At 49.0% G+C, this 20,519-nt stretch carries 16 protein-coding genes and 1 pseudogene; 13 read left to right on the forward strand and 4 right to left on the reverse strand.

What is annotated here, in order from left to right; translation table 11 throughout:
• Positions 1-558: 558 nt before the first annotated feature.
• Positions 559-2,091 carry a response regulator gene (locus ACTOY7_RS09960; RefSeq protein WP_004082587.1) on the reverse strand — a complete coding sequence of 511 codons (1,533 nt, stop codon included), beginning with the start codon at positions 2,089-2,091 and terminating at the stop codon, positions 559-561.
• A complete protein-coding gene (locus ACTOY7_RS09965; RefSeq protein ID WP_482671965.1) occupies positions 2,066-3,853 on the reverse strand; it encodes a sensor histidine kinase in 1,788 nt (595 codons plus the stop codon). The genes ACTOY7_RS09960 and ACTOY7_RS09965 overlap by 26 nt, the downstream gene beginning before the upstream one ends.
• A 541-nt stretch (positions 3,854-4,394) precedes the next feature.
• Here ACTOY7_RS09965 and ACTOY7_RS09970 point away from each other — a divergent pair.
• The 11 genes from ACTOY7_RS09970 to ACTOY7_RS10020 all read left to right on the forward strand — a co-directional run bounded on the left by ACTOY7_RS09970 (position 4,395) and on the right by ACTOY7_RS10020 (position 16,184).
• Positions 4,395-5,750 carry an ABC transporter substrate-binding protein gene (locus ACTOY7_RS09970; RefSeq protein WP_300826508.1) on the forward strand — a complete coding sequence of 452 codons (1,356 nt, stop codon included), beginning with the start codon at positions 4,395-4,397 and terminating at the stop codon, positions 5,748-5,750.
• A 121-nt stretch (positions 5,751-5,871) separates the two neighbouring features.
• Positions 5,872-6,762, forward strand: coding sequence for a carbohydrate ABC transporter permease (locus tag ACTOY7_RS09975; protein WP_300826509.1), 891 nt, complete (start codon positions 5,872-5,874; stop codon positions 6,760-6,762).
• Entirely contained in the window at positions 6,759-7,580 is an 822-nt protein-coding gene (locus ACTOY7_RS09980) for a carbohydrate ABC transporter permease (RefSeq protein ID WP_004082580.1), read from the forward strand. The genes ACTOY7_RS09975 and ACTOY7_RS09980 overlap by 4 nt, the downstream gene beginning before the upstream one ends.
• Positions 7,581-7,595: 15 nt before the next feature.
• A complete protein-coding gene (locus ACTOY7_RS09985) occupies positions 7,596-9,947 on the forward strand; it encodes a glycoside hydrolase family 65 protein (RefSeq protein WP_482672162.1) in 2,352 nt (783 codons plus the stop codon).
• A complete protein-coding gene (locus tag ACTOY7_RS09990; RefSeq protein WP_482671790.1) occupies positions 9,934-10,800 on the forward strand; it encodes an HAD family hydrolase in 867 nt (288 codons plus the stop codon). Before ACTOY7_RS09985 ends, ACTOY7_RS09990 begins: the two co-directional genes overlap by 14 nt.
• A gap of 423 nt (positions 10,801-11,223) precedes the next feature.
• Positions 11,224-11,607: a GntR family transcriptional regulator gene (locus tag ACTOY7_RS09995; RefSeq protein WP_004082576.1), complete on the forward strand. Its 384-nt coding sequence runs from the start codon at positions 11,224-11,226 to the stop codon at positions 11,605-11,607.
• Entirely contained in the window at positions 11,604-12,461 is an 858-nt protein-coding gene (locus tag ACTOY7_RS10000; protein ID WP_482671791.1) for an ABC transporter ATP-binding protein, read from the forward strand. The genes ACTOY7_RS09995 and ACTOY7_RS10000 overlap by 4 nt, the downstream gene beginning before the upstream one ends.
• Position 12,462: 1 nt before the next feature.
• Positions 12,463-13,068: an ABC-2 transporter permease gene (locus ACTOY7_RS10005; RefSeq protein WP_482672157.1), complete on the forward strand. Its 606-nt coding sequence runs from the start codon at positions 12,463-12,465 to the stop codon at positions 13,066-13,068.
• Positions 13,069-13,305: 237 nt separating this feature from the next.
• Complete coding sequence (locus ACTOY7_RS10010) at positions 13,306-14,418, forward strand: Gfo/Idh/MocA family protein (RefSeq protein ID WP_482672158.1); 1,113 nt, start codon at positions 13,306-13,308, stop codon at positions 14,416-14,418.
• A gap of 225 nt (positions 14,419-14,643) precedes the next feature.
• On the forward strand, positions 14,644-15,039 hold the full coding sequence (locus ACTOY7_RS10015; RefSeq protein WP_004082572.1) for a C-glycoside deglycosidase beta subunit domain-containing protein: 396 nt from the start codon (positions 14,644-14,646) through the stop codon (positions 15,037-15,039).
• An 89-nt stretch (positions 15,040-15,128) separates the two neighbouring features.
• The gene (locus ACTOY7_RS10020; RefSeq protein ID WP_004082571.1) at positions 15,129-16,184 is read left to right on the forward strand and encodes a sugar phosphate isomerase/epimerase family protein; all 1,056 of its coding nucleotides are present in this window, start codon (positions 15,129-15,131) and stop codon (positions 16,182-16,184) included.
• Positions 16,185-16,251: 67 nt separating this feature from the next.
• On the opposite strand, the pseudogene ACTOY7_RS10025 reads toward ACTOY7_RS10020, so the two are convergent.
• A pseudogene (locus ACTOY7_RS10025) lies at positions 16,252-16,374 on the reverse strand (DUF6194 family protein); the annotation flags it as partial.
• A gap of 270 nt (positions 16,375-16,644) precedes the next feature.
• On the opposite strand from ACTOY7_RS10025, the gene ACTOY7_RS10030 reads away from it, so the two are divergent.
• Both ACTOY7_RS10030 and ACTOY7_RS10035 read left to right on the forward strand, forming a co-directional pair.
• Positions 16,645-18,054 carry an RNA/DNA-binding domain-containing protein gene (locus ACTOY7_RS10030; protein ID WP_482670793.1) on the forward strand — a complete coding sequence of 470 codons (1,410 nt, stop codon included), beginning with the start codon at positions 16,645-16,647 and terminating at the stop codon, positions 18,052-18,054.
• A 603-nt stretch (positions 18,055-18,657) separates the two neighbouring features.
• The gene (locus ACTOY7_RS10035) at positions 18,658-19,572 is read left to right on the forward strand and encodes an AEC family transporter (protein WP_482670794.1); all 915 of its coding nucleotides are present in this window, start codon (positions 18,658-18,660) and stop codon (positions 19,570-19,572) included.
• Here ACTOY7_RS10035 and ACTOY7_RS10040 read toward each other — a convergent pair.
• Positions 19,560-20,474 (reverse strand): LysR family transcriptional regulator, encoded by a 915-nt coding sequence (locus ACTOY7_RS10040; protein WP_482670795.1) that lies wholly within the window; start codon positions 20,472-20,474, stop codon positions 19,560-19,562. The two genes, ACTOY7_RS10035 and ACTOY7_RS10040, sit on opposite strands and share 13 nt — an antisense overlap.
• Positions 20,475-20,519: the final 45 nt, after the last annotated feature.

A 20,519-nucleotide genomic window follows, 5' to 3' on the forward strand; every position in this document is an offset into this window, starting at 1 on the left:
TCTGGTTTGCTTGTGTTATACTTTTATTCATAGCATGAGCCTCCGGTTTTAATTGTTTTTTGACAACTCAATTATACCAAACCAGACGGTTTCATGCTATTTTATTGCCAGTTTTTATTGAATTTTCAAGCTGCATCTGTGCTTATTCAAATGCGAAGTTTGAGTTAATTATTTGGCTGTACATAGCGGATACCAGGGGACAAAGATTGCTGAAACAGGAGACGGGAAGATTTATCTGGGAGATATTCTTTTGAATGATTGTGAGAAAAGAATTTTGGAACTGAGAAAGCAAGTCGGAATTACTTTTGTTACGCTTTGTTCTACGGAGGAAGGATATCATTTATATAAAGTCAGAAACAGTTATGAAGATTTTGAAGAAGATATGAATACATTTGTGCAGGAAAGTGATCAGAAATGCTATAAGTTGTACAAATGTGTTGATGATATAATTGAGATATAGGGCATATGGAAAGAAGTTTGTTAAGAGGGCTTTGGCAGCCCACCGCGAGGGTCAAATCCCCCCGCAGCTTGCTGCGCTAGAATTTTGATGCCCCATCATTACTGCGGGGTATTTGACTTCAAAGCCCCCTGCCGATATTCCGTAGGGCTCACCCCCGTATATTTCTTAAAGATAGACGAAAAGTACGTGGCGTCATGGTATCCCACCAGATCCGCGACCTCATAGGCGAGGATATCCTGCCGGAGCAGATATTCCTTTGCTTTTTCAATCCGCACGTGATTGATGTATTCCGTCAGAGATTCCCCACATACCTTTTTAAACGTCCGGCTCAGGTGGGACGCGGAGATATGGAGATGGTCCGAGAGGACCTCCAGGGACAAGGGCTCTGAAAGATGGCTGTGGATGAATTTTACCGCATGGTCAAACAGCTTGTTCTGGGCGGCGGTCCCTACAAAATGATCCTTTGTATAAGCCATCAGTTCAAAGACCGTATGTTCCAGGGAAAAGATATCCGACGCCTGGGTGATCCTGGACAGGTATTCGCCGGGAGGGGCGGCATTTTCACGCTTGATGAGCACCCGGCAGCAGATGTAATACATCTGGGCGCAGATATTTTTGGCATCCGCGGAGTTGACAAAATTGGACTTAAACTTATTGAAGATCTTATGCAGAACCCCGCCGGCGTCCTCAAACAGCCAGTTGTGCAGGTGGTTCTCAAAATGGAACAGATCCAGGGAGTTTTCCGCGGTCAGGTCATAGTCCGCGTCCTCTGGCGCGTCGGAGAAGAGGGCAATATTTTTTTCATAATAAAAATGAAATGTCAGGGCGTGGATCGCCTCGGACACGGCATAGCCAAAGTCCGAAGCGCTGCTGTGGTACCGGCTGATTCCGACCGACACCTCCCGGGAATCCAGCGTCCGGGCGATCACGGTGATCTCCCGGCAATTCTCCAGAACCGCATCCGGTACAGATTCACAGCGGCCCTCCAAAAAATAGACCGCAATGATCAGGTTGTTGTAGCGGTAGCAGCAGGCGTCCTTTTTTCCGTCGAGGATAATGCTCTTTAAAAAGGCGGTGTCATTTTCCAGGGGGACCATCTGGAATGCCGCTACATAATAGTGGTCCAGACGGATTCCCAGATTCGAAAGCCGCTCCTCAAAGGAGGGGAGGAAGGCGGAGCCGGTCATTTCCAGCAATAGCTGGTCTTTCAGAAATGCCAGTTCTTCTTCGGCGATGGAGGTCTGTTTCCTGGAGGTGACGATCTGCTTCTGCGCGTCCTGGATGGCTTCCATCAGCTCTTTTTTATTGGTCGGTTTCAGGATAAAAGCGGATACGTTATATTTGATGGCTGTTTTGGCGTATTCAAAATCTGCGTATCCGGTCAGCAGGATGACTTTGATCTCTGGCTGATGCTCATAGATGAATTTTGCCACGGCCAGGCCGTCCGCCACAGGCATCTTGATATCGGTGATGACGATATCCACGGGACTGGCTTTGATAAATTCAATGGCTTCCATTCCATTTCCGGCCGTTCCGGCCACCTTACAGTCCAGAGAATCCCAGTCTATAAAATTGGCAATGCCTTTGCGCATGATGGCTTCATCGTCAACAACTAACAGTTTGAATGTCATGGTCTTCCTCCTTTGTGCGGATCGGAATCTGAAAGGAAATGGTGGTGCATTTTTCCGGGATGCTGTCGATGCGCAGGCGGGCATCCGGCCCGAAAAGCAGCTCCAGCCGTTTATCCAGGTTGCAAAGTCCTACATGGGTGTGGGCGTCCGCCCCGGAGGGCCGGATATTGCGTATATCCGGGATGGGGTCGAAGCCGATCCCGTTATCGATAATGGAAATCTCCATGAGCCGGCCGTCGGACGGGATGACCTGTACGATGAGCCGTCCCTTTCCGTCTTTTGGCTCCAGACCGTGTACGATCGCATTTTCCACCAGCGGCTGGATGCAGAACGTGGGAACCATACAGTCCATCAGCACGTCCGGAACCTGGAATACGCAGGAAATCTTGTCCTCAAAACGCATCTGCTGCAGGTAGACGTAAAACTTCACATACTCGATCTCCTGGGCAAGGCGCACATAGTCCGTTTCTTTGGACAGCGTATTTTTCTTGAGAAGCTCCCCCAGGGAAATGATCATCTGATAGATTTCCTCTTGATCGCTGATCTGTGCCTTCCATGCGATGGTGTTGAGCACGTTAAACAAAAAATGGGGGTTCATCTGCGACTGCAGCGCCCGGATTTCCGAACTTTTCAGCAGCAATTGTTTCTGAAAATTGTCGTTGTAGTAGATATCCAGCTGCTTCAGCATCTGGTTCAGGGCGTCCGCCCAGACCCGAAACTCCCGGTACATCTTCATGGGCGGCAGGCTGTCCTGCTCCCCCTTTGAGATCTGGTTGATGTGGTAGATCATCCGGTCAATGGGCCTGGTGACTGCCCGGCTGACGATCACGGCCAGGAGGAGCGCAGCCAATACCGTACATGCCAGCAGCAGGACGTAAGTCTTTAAAGTATCGTTGAGATCCTGGAACAGGATGCTTTTCGGCGCGGCCACGGCGGCGGTGAGCTGGATCTTGTCCAGCTTCTGCACGGCGGTAAAATATGCGTCGGAGCACAGCGTTAGCTCCTGGAAGGAGACAAAGGCCGTACTTCCCTGATCCAGCGCGGCCTGCAGCTCCAGGCTCTGGGGTTCCATGTCCCGGCTGGAACAGAGATTCATGTCCCGGTCATACAGGCAGATGAACCAGGAAGGAGCCAGTCCGTTTACACAGTAGGCAAGCCATTTTTCCAAGTCCACGGCGATGATGAAGGTTCCGCTGTAGCTTCCCGTATTGCCGCTGAAAAGATTTCGGATAAAATAAAGGTTTTTTCCGTCTGAGGGCAGCATCCGGCAGGTCAGCCGGTGTTCTTTTTGATCCAGATCCCGGAGGAGCTCATGGCTTCCGGAGAGGCTCCCGGCAGGGGAGGCGGAGGTGGATATGCGGAATACGTCCCCCTGCACGTTCAGGATGTAGATCCCGTTTGTAAAATTTTTTGCGGACAGGGGCGTGCTGTAATAGAGGTCCGTCATCTGTTTTTCTATATGGATCTTACGCTCCGAGCTCAGCGGCTTGTGGGCGGTATCCTCTAAAATCCCGGCAATGGAGGCGTTGGATACATAAAGGGGGATGACCGAGTCAATGGAATCCACCTGGTCGCTGATCTTCTGGTTGACCTGTCCAAACTGGCCGGTGACAGAGTGTTCATAACTGGTTGTAAGAATCCGGTCTGTCCTTATATAATAGAAGAAAAAGGAACAGAGCAGGATGAGGGTTACGATCAGGGAAACGGTAACGGTGATGAAGGAGCGCAGGGAGGGGATGTGTATCGTGTTGCTTCTGTTCATATCTGTTTTTTTCCATCCTTATCTGTATTCCATTTATTCCCGCGAAGCAACGAGCCAAGTAGCCATGCTTGCATGGATATTTGGCGACTGCCGCGAGGGTCAAATACCCCGCAGCTTGCTGCGCTAGAATTTTGATGCCCTGTCAGCTTGCTGCGGGGTCTTTGACTATCATTTGTCACCAATTTTCGCAAGAAAATTGATGACCTGCTTGCGCATCGGCGCAATTCTTATTACATATTATTATTACATAATCCGCCCCTGTCTTCAATCGGTTTTGGGGCGGAAGCAAAAAATTCCAAAGAAAGCAGCAAATAATTTAAAGCAATGCACAACGCCGGGAGGGCGGGGGCCGATGAGAGGGTGTTCCGGCTATGAAATTCAAAGAACACAGCATATCCCTTTATTCAAATCCGGGCAGCAGGCGTACTATAATAGAACCAGCTTAAGGAAAGCCGAGACGTATGGGAGATGATTCCATACAGGCAGGCGGAGGATCTGTCTGCCCTACAAACCGGCGGCAAAAAATGTAGGAGGAACGAGCATGAAAAAGAACTATTTGAAGAGGGTACTTGCATCTGCGCTTATGGGTACGATGGTATTGGGCCTGGCAGCCTGCGGAAACGGCGGGGGACAGGGGACGGAAAGCAAGACGGAATCCGGCGGAACATCGGAAGATACGGGAAAGACCGTATTGAATGTCATCAACTACCACGTAGGAACGGATTACGCGGCGGACTACTACGCCTACCTGTTCGAGGAATTTCAGAAAACCGAAGAAGGGAAGAACGTAGAGTTCAAATTTGAGGAGATTCCGACCACGGACGCTTACAACCAGAAGATCAAGCTGCTGATCTCCAGCGGGGATCTGCCGGATATCGTGTTCAACGGCGGGAACAACATCACCGAACTGGCGGCTAAGTCAGGGAAGGTGGCGGACCTGACCCAGTATTTTGAGGAAGATCCGGAGTGGAAAGCGCTGTTTGATGAAACCTCGCTGGACTTCAATACGGTAGACGGGAAGATCTATGGAGTACCGGTTTCCAAGGAAATTTCTTACATCTATTACAACAAAGAGCTTTTTGAGAAGGCGAAGGTGGAAGTGCCGGAGGTAGGGTATGAGACCTGGGACGACTTCTTTGCGGCCTGCGATCAGCTGAAAGAAGCGGGAATCACGCCGGTGGGCATGGACACCGCAGATATGGGGTGGCTTACCAATCTGTGGATGAGCGCCCTGATCGGCACAAGCGGGGAGGCCGGAAATGAATGGATGAATACCATGTATCCAGACGACTTTAATACGCCGGAGGTGGAAGCCGCGGCGGAGACGATCCAGAGGATGTTCCAGGAATACACCACAGACGATGCGGTGGGCGGGAAATACGACCCCATGGCGACCCACTTCTTCAACGGGGAGATCGCGATGATCCCCAACGGCCCCTGGATGATTCCGGATTTCTCCCAGACGGAAAAAGCGCCGGAAGGATTTTATGATAAGGTGGGTATTATGCTGATGCCGGGCCGGGGCATGGAAATGGTTCCCACACCCGGGGATATGGTAGGGGCATCGGATGAGGAGAAGATCAAAGCAGCTGTTGCGTTTTTGAAATTTGAGACCAGCCCGGAGAATCAGATCAAGGCGCTGGAAATGACAGGGCTGCAGCCGGTATCTAATGACCTGGATATCCCGGAGGACCTTACGGAGAGCGACCCGCTGATGGCGGAGGTACTGCAGATCCAGAACGAGGCCGAGGCCACCTATGGACAGAATCAGGCGTACTGGTATCAGAACACCATCGATACCTTCTCGACAGAGCTTCCGGAGCTGGCCTTCGGAAATATCACACCAGAAGAATTTTGCAGCAAACTGACGGAATCCGCGGCAAAGAATCAGGAGTAAGTCAGAGACAAACCGCAGGTCTGCAGGTAAGCAGTTCCAGTTTGCGGCCGATCAGGCCGTGAACTGCAACGGTGACGATACTTGCGGGCCTGCCCCTTTTTATACTGGGAGGATTTGTACAATGAGAATCAAAAATAAAGGCTTGTGGATCGTGCTGTTTACCATGCCCTGCATGCTGTTGTTCGCCCTGGTGTACGCGGCTCCGATCGTCACGGTGCTTTATACGTCGCTCTGTGATTATACGACCTTTTCCGGGCCGGTATTCGCGGGGGTGAAAAATTTCGTGAACATATTCGGGGACGGGGATTTTCTGGAATCCATAAAAAATACCCTGGTGTGGGTGCTTCTGCAGTCTACCTTCCATGTGTCCCTGGGGCTTGTGATGGCGCTGGTCCTCAGACGCAAGCCCAAAGGTTGGAAGGTGGTGCGCACGGCCTATATGATCCCCAATATTGTACCCACGGCCGCCACGGGGGTGATGTTTACGCTGCTTCTGAACCCCACCTTCGGGATCGTAAAGCCGTTTCTGGAAATGATCGGGGTGGAGGTGAGCCAGGTGCCGAACCTGTTCGGAAATTCCAGATACGCGTTCTGGACCGTTACCGCTACGTGGATTTTCTACGCCGGATTCAATACGATCATCTTTCTGGCAGAGATGGGGGCGGTTGACAAGGAGATCTACGAGGCCGCCACGGTGGACGGGGCCAGCCCCTGGCAGCTGGACCGGTATATCACCCTGCCCCTGATGAAAAATATCTTCGGGACCTGTGTGACCCTTGCTTCGGTGGCCATGGTATCCCAGTTCGACATCATTTACATGACCACAAAAGGGGGGCCGGGGAATACGACGTTGAATCTGCCTATCTATCTGTACAAGGCGGCAACCCTTGAGAACAACTACGGAAAGGCAAATGCGGTGGGAACCGTACAGATTGCCATCGGGCTGATCCTGGTGCTTCTGATTCAGAGGATGTTCCAGGAAAAGAGAGAACAGGGGGAGAAAAAGAGATGAAATCCATTGCGAAATTATGCAAATATGTGTTCATGGCGGTATTTACGGCCATCGCAGTCGGGCCGATCCTCTGGGCCTTTTTGAGTTCCTTCAAAACCTATGCGGAGATCAATTCCTCCGCGCTGTCCCTGCCGTCGTCCTTCAATCTGGACAATTATAAGGCGGCGTTTCAGTACGCGCCGATTGCGAAATATTTTTTCAACAGCATTGTGATCGTGGGCAGCAGCGTGCTTGTCACGGTGGCTCTGGTTGCCATGTGCGCCTACATTGTCTCCCGGTTTGATTTTAAGCTGAAAACGCTGGTGGTTCTTTTTATCTCCGCGTCTTTGATGCTTCCGGCCCAGGCGATCTCACAGCCGCTGTTTATGATTTTCCAGAAGCTGGGGATTTTTGATACCAAGCTGGGACTGGTCATCGTGTATTCCGCCATGGGGATTCCGATGTCGTTTTTCGTGATGGTCAGCTATTATAAAACCATTTCCACTGCATTGGAAGAATCCGCCTATATTGACGGCGCGTCGTTTCTGCAGACCTTTGTCCATATCATCCTGCCTCTTGCGAAGCCAGGGCTGGTGACGATCGCACTTCTGCAGTTTATCAATACTTGGAATGAGTTTTATTTTGCGCTGATGCTTACAAGCGGGGATACGGCGCGGACGGTTCCGATTGCGCTGAATTATTATATGGGAACCTTTGCCAACAATTATTCCGCATTGTTTGCGGCGGTGGTGATGACCGTGCTGCCGACGATCCTGGTGTTTATCGTCCTGCAGAGACAGGTGATGGAAAGCCTGACCGCAGGCGCAGTGAAAGGATGAGTGTGACCGGAAATGATGAATATGGAAATAAAGCCGATCTACCCTGTGGAGCCCTGGACCATTACGGAGACTTCCTTTGACCGGAAATATAATTATAGGAATGAGACGACGTTTTCCCTCTCCAACGGGTACATCGGAACCCGGGGGACGTTTGAGGAAGCCTATGATTTTGACATAGACACCGGGCTGGAAGGGAATTTTGTAAATGGATTCTATGAGAGTGAGCAGATCCGCTACGGGGAAGCGAATTTCGGATCGCCGCTGTTCAGCCAGTCCCTGCTGAACCTGCCGAATATGAAAGAGACAAGGGTGCTCCTGGAGGATGAATGGTTCACCATGGAGGAGGGGACGATAGAAAACTACTCCAGAATCCTGCATATGAAGGACGGGGTGCTGAAAAGGAGCCTGGTCTGGACTTCGCCCCGGGGAAGGAAGGCCGAGATCCGGTTCCAAAGGCTGGTGTCCTTTGAAATGAAAAATATCATGGCCATCCGCGTTCAGGTCACACCGCTGAATTTTTCCGGGAAGATCCAGTTCCGGTCAAGGCTGCAGGCGGATGTGGAAAACCATACGAGAAAGACGAATCCGATCGTGGATTACGGTCCCTTCGGCCGAAGGCTGGAACCTCTCAGGCTGGAGGGGGAAGGACACCGCCTGTATTATGAAGGGATTACGAAAAACAGCCGGCTCACCGCAGCCTGCGGGTGCAGCCACAGGGTATCCGGCAGCGGATGTGAGACGGGATGGGAGTTTTGTATAGAGGAACTGGAAGGGACGGCGGTTTTGACAGCAGAGGCGAAGGAGGGCTCCGCCGTGGTGTTGGAAAAAATGCTCTGCTATTCCACGGATCTGGATCTGCCGGCAGAGGATTTGAAGGGATATATTTTGGACCTCTTAGAAGAAGCGGAGGAGAAAACCTTCGGGGGACTGGAAAAGAGCCAGAAAGCCTATATGGGACGGTTCTGGGACACGGCGGATATCCGGATTCAGGGAAAGGACAGCGAGGCTTTGCAGCAGGGGCTTCGGTTCAACCTGTTTCATATCCTGCAGTCCGCGGGAAGGGACGGCAGGACCGGAATGGGGGCCAAGGGATTGTCGGGAGAGGGGTATGAGGGACACTATTTCTGGGATACGGAGATGTATGTGCTGCCGGTGTTTGTGTATACCGAGGCGGAGACGGCCAGGCGTCTTTTAGACTACCGGTACGGCACCCTGGAACAGGCCAGGGAAAGGGCCCGGATTCTGGGGCATGACAAAGGCGCTTTGTTCCCCTGGCGCACCATCAACGGGGAGGAGGCATCCACCTATTATCCGCTGGGAACCGCCCAATACCATATCAACGCAGATATTGCCTATGCACTGTCCCTGTACCTGCAGGTGACGGGGGATGTGGACTACCTGAAAGAAAAGGGAGCGGAAATCCTCATCGAGACCGCCAGGGTCTGGGCGGATGTGGGCAGCTTTGCGGAGTGCAAAGGGGGCAGATATTGTATCTGCAGCGTGACCGGGCCGGACGAATACAATGTGCTTGTGGACAATAATTTTTACACAAACCTGATGGCCAGGGAGAATCTCCGGGACGCGAAAGGAGCGGTGGAATATCTGGCCCGGCACGACAGGGAAGCACTTGCACGCCTGAAAAAGAAACTGGATTTTTCGGAGGAGGAATTGAAGCTCTGGCAGAAGATCATAGATCACATGTATTTTCCATATGACGAAGCCCGGCAGGTCTACCCCCTTGACGATGGATTCATGATGCGCAGGCCCTGGGACGAATCGAGGATACCTGAGGAGAAACGGGCCTGGCTGTATGAGAATTATCATCCGCTGTTTATTATGCGGCACCGGATGTCCAAGCAGGCCGACGCCATCCTGGGGATGTATCTGCACAGCCATCTTTTTACGAAGGAAGAGATCCGGCGGAACTACGACTTTTACCAGGAGGTGACTCTTCATCACTCCTCCCTGTCTACCTGTATTTTCGGGATTGTGGCATGTGACATCGGGTACTATGACGAGGCTTACCGGTATTTTTCACAGTCGGCCAGGATGGATCTGGATGATTACCATCATAATTTTTACGCGGGCATCCATGGGGCAAACATGGCGGGTACATGGCAGGCGGTTGTAAACGGGTTTGCCGGGCTGCGGTGCCAGGATTCGAGGCTTAAGTTTTCTCCGTCCCTTCCTTCGGAGTGGGAAAGCTATTCCTTTAAGCTCCGGTACAAAAGGTCTCTTTTGAGGATCGGGGTTTCCCGGGGACAGGCGGAGTTTACCCTGGAAGAGGGGGAGAAGATCACATTTTATATCGGCGGAAAGGAAATTTGCATTCAGGAGAACGGAGGGAGACACGTTGAAAAAATATAAGGCGGTCTTTTTTGACTGGGACGGTACCGCAGTGACATCCAGGACGGCGCCGGCAGAGGCGACAGTATCGGCAATGCGGCCGCTGCTGGAGAAGGGGGTGAAGCTGGCGGTGATCAGCGGGACCACCCTGGAAAATATCGCAGGCGGGCGTATAGAAGAGTATTTTACGAAAAAACAGCTTGAGAATCTATACCTGGGCCTGGGGCGGGGGGCTTATAATTATGAATTTCGGGATGGGACGCCCTATATCTTTGAAAACAAGATCCCGGATCAGAAAACGCTGCTGGATATCCACCGGATCTGTTTTGAGATCCATGTCCGGCTGAAAGAGCAGTACGGACTGGATACGGACATCGTTTTTTGCAGGCCCAACTACTGCAAGATTGACCTGATGGCGGACAATCTGAGGGGAGACCATTTGTTTATGCAGGAGGACGAACTCCATTTGCTTCGGAAAAAGCTGAAAAACCATAGGATTCGCAGAGGGCTCATGGAGCTGCTGGAGCTGGCTGTTTCCATCGGGAAGGATTATGGGATCAAGGTGGTTCCCACCTGTGACGCAAAGTATCTGGAGGTGGGGGTGTCCAGCAAAAGTGACAACGTAGACGCGATCCTCGGCCGCATATCCCGGGAAAGCGGCATCCAGGCCAGGGACTGTGCGTTTTGGGGAGATGAATATGTGGGGATAGAAGAAAACATTTTCGGCAGCGACAGCTTTATGCGTACCGGGCGGACTTCGGCGGGGGATTTTTTTGATGTGTCGGAGGTAAGCGGGCAGCGGCCGGAAGGGGTGAAAATGGTGGGGGGAGGCGTGGAAAGGTTTTTGGAGTTTCTAAAGGGGCAGGGGTGTTAGATACGAGTGCTGTTATGTTCGTAAGACCTTAGGAATACTTTTTTGTATCGATTATTTTGACATGTGGTATTACAGCTTATAAAATTCCGTCTTTCACAGTTTAAAAAAAGAAAAAACTGCTATATCCCTTATATTTACTGGGGTATAGCAGTTTTTTTGTTGTCACGGGCTATGGTAATTTATTCCCGTCCTTTCCTTTTTTTCTGAATTGTTTTCATCTTACTTTTTGCTATGAACTGATAATCTGTTCGAAAGCCACAGGCATCATGAAGGGCATAAGAAGGCTTTTCCAGAACAGGTTTTATGAGACCTGTAAGAACTTTTTCTATGATATGGCTGTCTGCCATATTGACAACTGTCTTTATATGTACTATACTGTATTTGCAGTAGTAATACAGTTAAAGAAGAAATGGTGGTGAGAATTTGGAAATAGTCGTAAGCAATAAAGCAAGCCGACCGCTGTATGAGCAAATTTCTTCACAGATTAAAGCGGCTATTATAAGTGGAGAACTGAAAGCTGGTGAAGCGATTCCGTCTGTGCGTTCATTGGCAAAATCGCTGCACATCAGTATTCTTACAGTACAAAAGGCTTATGCAACTTTGCAGGAAGATGGTTTTATTGAAACAACTGCTGGAAAAGGCTGCTATGTGTCGGCACAAAACCAAGACTTCTATCTTGAAGAACAACAAAAGAAGATAGAGGAAAAATTTACAGAGGCAATCGAAATTGCCCGCACAAGCGGAATATCTCTCAACAAGTTGACCGATTTGCTAACCCTTATGTATCAGGAGGATGATGGAGAATGAATGATGCTTTAATTATTTCAGGTCTAACTAAGACATATAAAGATTTTATGTTGAATGGAGTTTCATTTTCTGTTCCATGTGGTTCTATTGTAGGACTGATTGGTGAAAATGGAGCCGGAAAAAGTACAACTATCAATGCAGTGCTGGGACTTATTCAGAAAGAGGCAGGCAGCATCTGCGTTTTAGGTAAAGAGCAGCTAGATAACGAAATCAAGGAACAGATTGGTGTCGTATTTGACGGCAATAACTATCCTGAAATCTTTTCTACCCGAAAACTCAACCGGGTTATGAAAGACATTTATCATTCATGGGAAGAACACACATTCCTGAACCTTTTGAAAAAATTTTCTTTACCTGCTGATAAACCGATGAAGCAATTTTCAAAAGGAATGAAAATGAAATTGGCAATCGCAGTTGCCTTGTCCCATAATTCTAAGCTGCTGATTTTGGATGAGGCCACCAGCGGGCTTGATCCCGTCATACGAGATGATATATTAGACATCTTATTGGACTTTGCACAGGACGAAACGCATTCTATTTTGATTTCTTCGCACATCACTACTGACCTTGAAAAAATTGCTGACTACATTGTTTTTATTCACGAAGGGCAAGTAGTATTCTCAAAGCCGAAGGATGAGCTGATCGAGCAGTATGGTATCATTAAGTGTGGAGCCGCACAGTTCGAGGCATTGGATCAATCGGACATCATCGTATATCGCAAGATGGACTATGAATGGCAGGCACTGGTTGCTGATCGTGCTGCCATGAAGAAAAAATATCCCAAAGCACTGATTGATTCAGCTTCGATTGACGAAATTATGCTTCTCTATATAAAAGGGGAAAGGGGGAAATAAAATGAAAGGCTTATTACTGAAAGATTATTATTTAATCAAGTCTGTGCTATATATCATACTCGTAGTTTTTGCAGTGGTTGGAATAGGAATGTCTTTTTTGACTTCCACATGGGTTTTAACTGTAATTGCAACTGTTATGCTCGGAATGATCTCTGTAACGACGATAAATATGGACAGAAACTCTGGTTGGAAAAAAGTTTCGATTGTTTTACCTGTATCCAGAACGGCTGTTTTAGACTGTAAATATATCTTGTATTTACTACTTAGTGGGATCGGTTTGCTTTTAGGTGTCATTCTGGGTGTTGTGGTATCCATTATAAAAGGTCAAATTGACGATCAATCTATGATGCTGTTTGTTGGCATCAGCGTTGCTATGGCATTGCTTTCTGGAAGCATGACAATACCACTCACATTCCTGCTTAGTGAAGAAAAAAGTATGTTGGCTTTAATCATTGCGTACCCTTTTTCCTCTTTTGTATTTGTAGGAGCTGCGCTGCTAATTGATAACAAGCTGCTCGCTTGTGGTCTTGTGACTATTGTAGGTGTATTACTTTATGCGATTTCGTGGCTGATTTCGAGAAAACAAATTATAAATAAGGATATCTAAAGAGATAATTAGAAATCTATTAAATGATTCCTGAAAGAATGAACTGACAGGTAACTAAGGCACCTCTTTATTACAGCAGGACAAAAAAAGATATAGCTTTTTTGTCCTGTTTTTTTTATTGCCTGGAAAAAAGTCCAAATAAGGGGATAAATCTGGATAATTCAAAGAAAGTTTTCATTAGAGGGATTCGGTATAATATGAATCAAGGTAAGAGAAAAAGAAAAGGAGAACAAAACAATGAGCAAATTGAGAGTAGCAATCGTTGGATGCGGCGGTATCGCAAATCAGAAGCATATGCCTTCGATCAAGGCGAATGAGGACAAGGCTGTTATGGTAGCGTTCTGTGACATCATTCCGGAGCGGGCAGAGAAGGCATGTAAAGAATACGGCGCAGAGGGCGCGAAGGTTTACACCGATTACAAGGAAATGCTGGCGGATACGGGCATTGAGATTGATGTGGTTCACGTATGTACCCCCAACGTGGCGCACTGCCCGATCACGGTTGCTTCCTTTGAGGCAGGCAAGCATGTGATGTGCGAAAAGCCTATGGCGCACAATACCGAGGACGCACAGAAGATGCTGGACGCATGGAAGAAATCCGGCAAGAAATTTACCATCGGCTACCAGAACCGTCTCCGTGACGATACCCAGACACTGCATGCTTCCTGTGAAGCAGGGGAGCTTGGGGATATCTATTTTGCAAAGGCACATGCTCTGAGAAGAAGAGCGGTTCCGACATGGGGCGTATTCCCGAACAAGGCGCTGCAGGGCGGCGGTCCGCTGATCGACATCGGAACCCATGCGCTGGACATCACACTTTGGATGATGAACAACTACGAGCCGGCTTCCGTATCCGGGCAGGTATTCTACAAGCTGGGACGCCAGGCGGACGGCCCGGAAGGAAACGTATTCGGCCCATGGGATCCGGAGACCTTTGAGGTAGAGGATTCCGCATTTGGTCTTGTAAAGATGAAAAACGGAGCGACCATTTATCTGGAAGCATCCTGGGCGCTGAACGTACTGAAGTCCATGGAAGCATCCACCACACTGTGCGGAACCAAGGGCGGAGCCGAGATCCATCACGGCGGAAGCTATCCCCAGGACGAGCTGATCTATAACACGGTAGAGCACAACCAGTTGATGGAAAAGACCATCTCCCCGGCAGGCGTGGTAGACTTCTTCGAGGGCGGCGCGGCAGCAGAGGCAGTGAGGGAGCAGGAGCAGTGGCTGAACGCAATTATCAACGACGGCGAGCCCCTCGTAAAACCGGAGCAGGCATTTGTAGTGACCCAGATCCTGGAAGCAATCTACAAATCCGCAGAGACAGGAAAAGAAGTATACTTTGATTAAAAGTCAGGAACAGCAGCACTCTGTGAAAGCAGATCGTGGAAGCTTGCTTGCAAAGATCTGTTTTCACAGAGTGGTATTGGGCGGGACGCCCAATCAGTCTCGGACATAAGCTGCGAAGCAGTGAATAGTCTGCAAAGCAGACGTGTCTGAGACCTGCAGTTCCGGACGGATGAGAAGAACAGCGCATCGCATAAATTGGTTACAATAAATGCAGGAGGGAAGAAAATGGCGGGCAGACAGATTTATAATCCGGATGGATTTAAGAATGTAGAAGAAAATGGAAAGATTACGGGATATCAGTTTCAGTTTAAGGCGCAGTACTATCGTGGATTTACCTTATCCATCGTGCGTGACATCCAGGTCAATGTGGACGGAGAGGATGCGGCACGGGAGGATATCCGTTTTACCGTGAACGGGGAGACTTTCACGCTGGAAGAAATGCGCACCGTAGTAGATTCTGATTATCGCTGGGAATTTGGCGATTATGCGACAGTGACTGTGCAAAAGGAAGGCGGGCTTGCAAAGGGAGCGCATCATATCAAGGCTATGCAGATCATTGCCCCATCCTATATGCCGTTCCAGACAGAGGCATTGTGTGAAGCAGATTTTGAGATTGCCTGAGGCAATTGTCAGATCATGAACCCGGGGGCATCCGTGACGGCCATGGGGCCGTTTCATAAGACTTAGAAAAAAAGCAGGAGGAAAAAATTATGAGCTATGATATCAAAAGAAGCGTTTCCCTGTATAGTTATCAGGATGAATATTATGATGGAAAATTAGACCTGGAGGGCTGTCTGAGAGAGACTGCGAAGACAGGGGCAACCGGTGTGGAGCTTTTGGCGGAGCAGATGATCCGCAGGTTCCCGCTTCCGATCGAGACACAGGAGTTCAGAGACCAGTGGTTTGGATGGCTGAAAAAATACAACCTGGAGCCATCCTGCTATGATGCGTTTCTGGAAAATAAGATCTATGACAACCGGACCCTGTCGCTGGGCGAGCAGATCAATATGATGAAGCGTGACATCCGTCTGGCTTCCATGCTGGGATTTAAGAATCTGCGTACCCTGGTGTCCACTCCCATGGACGTGATTGAAGGAAGCCTGGACTATGCCGCGGAAATGGATGTAAAGATCGGGCTGGAGGTGCACGCGCCGTTTTCATTAAATTCCGGCTGGGCGGACGGATATATGGAAATGATCCACAAGACCGGAACGAAGCATTTCGGATTTATTCCGGATATGGGAATCTTCTGCAGGAACATTCCGGATGTGCTGCGGGATAAGGCGAGACGGCAGGGCGCATCCGAGGAATGCATCAAGATCGTAGACGATTCTTATGCACAGCGTCTTGAAAAAGGATTTGTAAAGATCAAATACGATCTGAACCTTGGCAAAGCCAACATGGAATACCGGATGGCCAACGGCATGAAGGAAATGATGGACGCTGTAGAAAAGGCAGGCGGCGGCCCGGCAGATAAGGCTTACGCCGGGGCATCCTTTACATATTCCTGGTCCGAGCCGCAGGATCTGATCGACAACATTGATTACATTTTCCATACCCATGCGAAGTTCTACAATGTGCATGAGGATTATGTGGAGACGGCAGTTGCCATCCCGGAGGTGGTAGAGGCATTTAAGAAAGCCGGATATAAGGGCTTCCTGAGTTCCGAGTATGAAGGCGGAGAGCATCTGCGCGACGTGGGCGTGGACAGCATCGAGCAGGTACGCCGTCATCAGGAAGCAATGCGCAGGGCGATCGAAGGATAGGAGTGACTGGTCACACTCAATGTTATTTACTCAAGGAAGGGGCATATCAGGAATGATAGCCCCTGATCTATTTTCTCTTCTCGAATTTTTCGGCTGAAAATTCATATGCTTCTTGAATAAGGGGTTTTAACTGTTCTAATGTCTGATTAGAGGGATTCAGGACGCTTACCCACCCCATCCAAGCATAAACCGGGTGGGAGAAGGGCTACGATCCCTCAAAGGATTTCACAGACCATCCCCTATGAAAAGCGGGAACCTGTAAGGATTTCTTTGAGGAGAGTGTTTGATTTCTAATTCAATAATCGAGTTAAAATTAGAAATTTAACTCGATTATTGAATTAAAATGAGTTATACCAAAATTGAATTAGAGATCAGGAGGGATTGAAATGCGTACATTCCCGAAAAGAAGACTTTGGATACTGAGTTCAAAAGTGATTTCAAATGTTACCCGGATCACGATTTGATAGAAGAAATTATAGGTATGTCTAATACGGCAGGAGGATTTCTGTTCCTTGGAGTTGAGGATGATGGCATGGTTACCGGAGTTCATAAAAAGCATAAGGATTCCATTGGTGTTATGGCATTGATTGCAAACAGCACGGTTCCGCCAATTTCTGTAAGAGCAGAAATTATTACGGAAGAGAATTTGGATGTCCTGAAAATTGAAGTGCCGAGAAGCCGAGGCGTTGTATCAACTGCATCTGGTAAAATTCTAAGAAGAAGGCTAAAATTTGACGGCAGTCCGGAAGTGATTCCCATGTATTCCTATGAAATCCCATCACGGCTGGCAGAGTTGGGAATGCTTGACTATTCAGCCCAGCCCCTTGCAGGGGCTACATTGGATGATCTTGATCCAAACCAACGGGTCAGACTGCGTAAAATTATTCAAAGCAGGCAGGGCGGAGAAAAGAACCTTCTTGCGCTTCCGGATGATGAATTAGATATTGCGCTGCGTCTTGTTACAGAGGCTGCCGGAAAGTATGTCCCGACAGTGACGGGTATGCTTTTGATTGGAAAAGAAGACCGGATCGCAGAATTGATACCCACAGCTAAAGCTGTATTTCAGGTTCTGGAAGGAACTGCGGTCCGAATGAATGAGGACAGCAATAAATCATTACTTGAGCTTTTTGAAAACTTTGAAATGTATGTGAAAGCATGGAATCCTGAAAGAGAGACGGAATATGGATTATTTAGGATTCCAATTCCGGAATTTGATTGGGCTGCTTTCCGTGAAGGCTTCGTAAATGCATTTTGCCATAGAGATTATACGATACTTGGCGCGGTAAGGGTGCTGATAGACGATGAAGGAATGTGTATCAGTAACCCAGGCGGTTTTATAGATGGAGTGAATCTGAAAAATCTCCTTACCGTAGAGCCGCATGGGCGGAATCCGGCACTTGCTGATGCAATGAAAAGAATCGGTCTGGCAGAAAAAACAGGCCGGGGGATCGACAGGATTTTTGAGGGGTCTATTGTATATGGAAGACCCTGGCCGGATTATTCAGAGTCTACAAGCAGAAATGTGAAATTATTTATTCAAAGAGCGAAAGCGGATATGCCATTTGCAAAGTTTGTCGCAGAGGAACAAAACAGGCGGGGAAAACCGTTGTCTATCTATACTTTAATGATTCGTTCAGTTTTGAACAATGAAAGAAGAAGTACTGTGGATCGAATAGTAGAATTGACAAATTTGAGCGGGAATAAGGTGAGATCTGCAATAGAAGCTATGATAGAGTTAGGATTGAAAGAAGCGTCCGGGAAAGGAAATAACCGTACGTATATTCTGAGGAAAAAATTTATCGGGAAAACAAGAAAGGCATTCAATATGTTCGTCAGACGGACATTGACAGTATCAGATATCCGGAATTAGTAATGAAACTTGCGGATACTCAAAATGGGATCATTACAAAGCAGGATGTTGCTGAACTGCTAAAAGTAACTCCTTCCCAGGCATATACGATAATCAAAAAATTGCAGGATGAAGGCCGCCTGGAATTATTGTGTGGCGGAAAGTATTCCAAGTATAGAGTAGTTTCATTCTAGTACAGCATTGCTCATCCATTTGCAGTGCTGTTTATCGCAATATATTGCTGAAAAGATGACACTGGAAGACAATACAGAGATTGTCCATTCAGAACGATTGGAAAATGGGGAGACAAAGGTGTATATTGAAACCCCGGATGCAAAGGACTGCTTTCATAGCAGTTACAGGTCACACCTTGACCAGGCGTGCCCTGTAACTCAGGCCGTCATTTTAAATTGCCTGCGGCAATGGACGGCCTGAATCCCAGCTTTTATGTGCATCCTCCTGACCAATCAGCGTAGTGATTGGTCAGTGTGTGACATGTAACTCATAGCATCCAGCCTATCAACAGATAGCATAATATGTATTTTATTCTGCCGGATGTCTGTGGTATAATTCCATCGAACAGCGAAAGAAAATATTCTATGAATAGAAAGCGGAGGTTGTCCGATGGAGATTGTAGTGCTGCTGCTCAGGCAGAATCTGGTGATGCTTGTATATATGATGATTGGGTATTTCCTGTATAAAAAGAAGCTGGTCAGCGCCGGAGGAAGCGCGGATATCGGCAGGATTCTGCTGCATATCATTATGCCGGCGGCAATCCTGAAATCCTATCTTGCGGATTTTTCGCGGGAGCGCTTAGAAGGGCTTTTTGTATCCTTCCTGGCCGCTCTGCTGTCGCTTCTGCTTTCGATTGCCGCGGCCCGGATCGCATTTTCAAAAGAACAGGGAATCGAACGGTTCGGAGCCGCGTTTTCCAACGCAGGGTTCATCGGGATTCCGCTGGTACAGATGACCCTGGGGGAAGAGGCGGTATTCTATGTCTCTTCCTATGTTGCGCTGCTGAACATCCTGCAGTGGACATACGGACTGGTCACGATCACGGGTGACCGGTCTTTGATTTCCGTGAAAAGGCTCAGAACCAATCCGATCCTCCTCAGCTTTCTGGCAGGCATCGCATTGTTCCTGCTTCCGGTATCCCTCCCGGAGACCGCAGAAAATGTGGTCGGTACGATCGCAGCCATGAACGGCCCGCTGGCCATGATCGTATTGGGAGTCTACCTGGGGCAGGTTCCGCTCCGGTCGTTGTTTTCCGGCCGTGTGGTTTACCGCTGTGCTCTGGTGCGGCTCATAGTGATCCCGGTTTTGACGATGGCGCTGTTGTTTGTGTTTCCAGAAAAATATCATATGCTGAAGCTGACGATCCTGATCGCCGCATCGGCTCCGGTGGGCTCCAACGTGTCAATCTTCGCCCAGCTGTACGGGCAGGATTATATGCAGTCCGTGAAAGAGGTGACGCTCAGTACGCTGCTGTGCATCATCACACTTCCGCTGATCCTTGGAATCGCGGATTATGTGTTGTGAAGCGGCTGAACGGACGTAACAGGATGCGCTTGAGTATATTCTTTGAAATAGCGGACGATCACATCCCGGCAGGTCCGGACCGCAGAGGTCTGGAAACTTTCCGGATTCCAGGACAGCATCAAAAATCGCTCCATGGGCATCCCGGAGACCGCTTTGAGAGACATGGAAGGGGTAAGAAAATCATGCCATGTATATTCCGGGATAAACGCGATCCCGGGTCCGAGCGGAAGGAGGTCCCGCATGACAGCCGGCGTATCCGCGACGGTTGTGACATTTGGCGAAAAACGATAGCGTTCACAGTAATGCCGTACAATGGAGGTCAGGTTGGTTCCGGAAACCAGCTCTGAGAAGGATTCCCCGCGGATCTCGTCCAGAGTCAGGGCAGAACGGTCCGCCAGCCTGTGGTTGGAGGGAAGGACCGCTTTGATGGGCTCCCGCAGAAGAAAGATCCGGCTGTTGCTGTCCGGCAGGAGGGTGTGCACGGAGGTCAGGGACAATGCCGGGAGCGGGTCATTCGGGGAGGGCGGCTGCTGTGTGATCTGCAGGCGGATGCCCGGATCCTTTTCCTGGATCCGCCGGACGATGGCAGGAAGGAGCATGGAGGCGGAGCCTACATAGAGGGAGACCGTCTGATCCACGCTGGATTTCAGCTCATCCAGTTCCAGCCGGGCATTGTCAAGGGCAGTAAAGACCTGTTCCACATAACGGAGGAAGATCGTGCCGGCGTGGTTCAGGCAGATTCCTTTTCCCTGGCGGTCGAACAGAGAACAGCCAAGCTCGGTTTCCAGACGTTTCAGGGTCTGGCTTAAGGAGGGCTGGGCGATGTGCAGCTTCTGCGCTGTTTTTGAAAGCTGCTGTGTACGGGCGAGTTCACGAAAATATTTTAACTGTAGTAAATCCATAGATACCTCACAGATGATTGAAAATGATATATGGCTGCGATACTA

The sequence above is a fragment of the Schaedlerella sp. genome, from assembly GCF_056796775.1.

Coding starts and splice junctions, on each gene's coding strand:
- ACTOY7_RS10005 (WP_482672157.1), top strand. CDS start 12,463: ATGAAAGGCTTATTACTGAAAGATTATTATTTAATCAAGTCTGTGCTA.
- ACTOY7_RS10010 (WP_482672158.1), top strand. CDS start 13,306: ATGAGCAAATTGAGAGTAGCAATCGTTGGATGCGGCGGTATCGCAAAT.
- ACTOY7_RS10000 (WP_482671791.1), top strand. CDS start 11,604: ATGAATGATGCTTTAATTATTTCAGGTCTAACTAAGACATATAAAGAT.
- ACTOY7_RS09960 (WP_004082587.1), bottom strand. CDS start 2,091: ATGACATTCAAACTGTTAGTTGTTGACGATGAAGCCATCATGCGCAAA.
- ACTOY7_RS09975 (WP_300826509.1), top strand. CDS start 5,872: ATGAGAATCAAAAATAAAGGCTTGTGGATCGTGCTGTTTACCATGCCC.
- ACTOY7_RS09980 (WP_004082580.1), top strand. CDS start 6,759: ATGAAATCCATTGCGAAATTATGCAAATATGTGTTCATGGCGGTATTT.
- ACTOY7_RS09970 (WP_300826508.1), top strand. CDS start 4,395: ATGAAAAAGAACTATTTGAAGAGGGTACTTGCATCTGCGCTTATGGGT.
- ACTOY7_RS09985 (WP_482672162.1), top strand. CDS start 7,596: ATGAATATGGAAATAAAGCCGATCTACCCTGTGGAGCCCTGGACCATT.
- ACTOY7_RS09965 (WP_482671965.1), bottom strand. CDS start 3,853: ATGAACAGAAGCAACACGATACACATCCCCTCCCTGCGCTCCTTCATC.
- ACTOY7_RS10020 (WP_004082571.1), top strand. CDS start 15,129: ATGAGCTATGATATCAAAAGAAGCGTTTCCCTGTATAGTTATCAGGAT.
- ACTOY7_RS10015 (WP_004082572.1), top strand. CDS start 14,644: ATGGCGGGCAGACAGATTTATAATCCGGATGGATTTAAGAATGTAGAA.
- ACTOY7_RS10035 (WP_482670794.1), top strand. CDS start 18,658: ATGGAGATTGTAGTGCTGCTGCTCAGGCAGAATCTGGTGATGCTTGTA.
- ACTOY7_RS10040 (WP_482670795.1), bottom strand. CDS start 20,474: ATGGATTTACTACAGTTAAAATATTTTCGTGAACTCGCCCGTACACAG.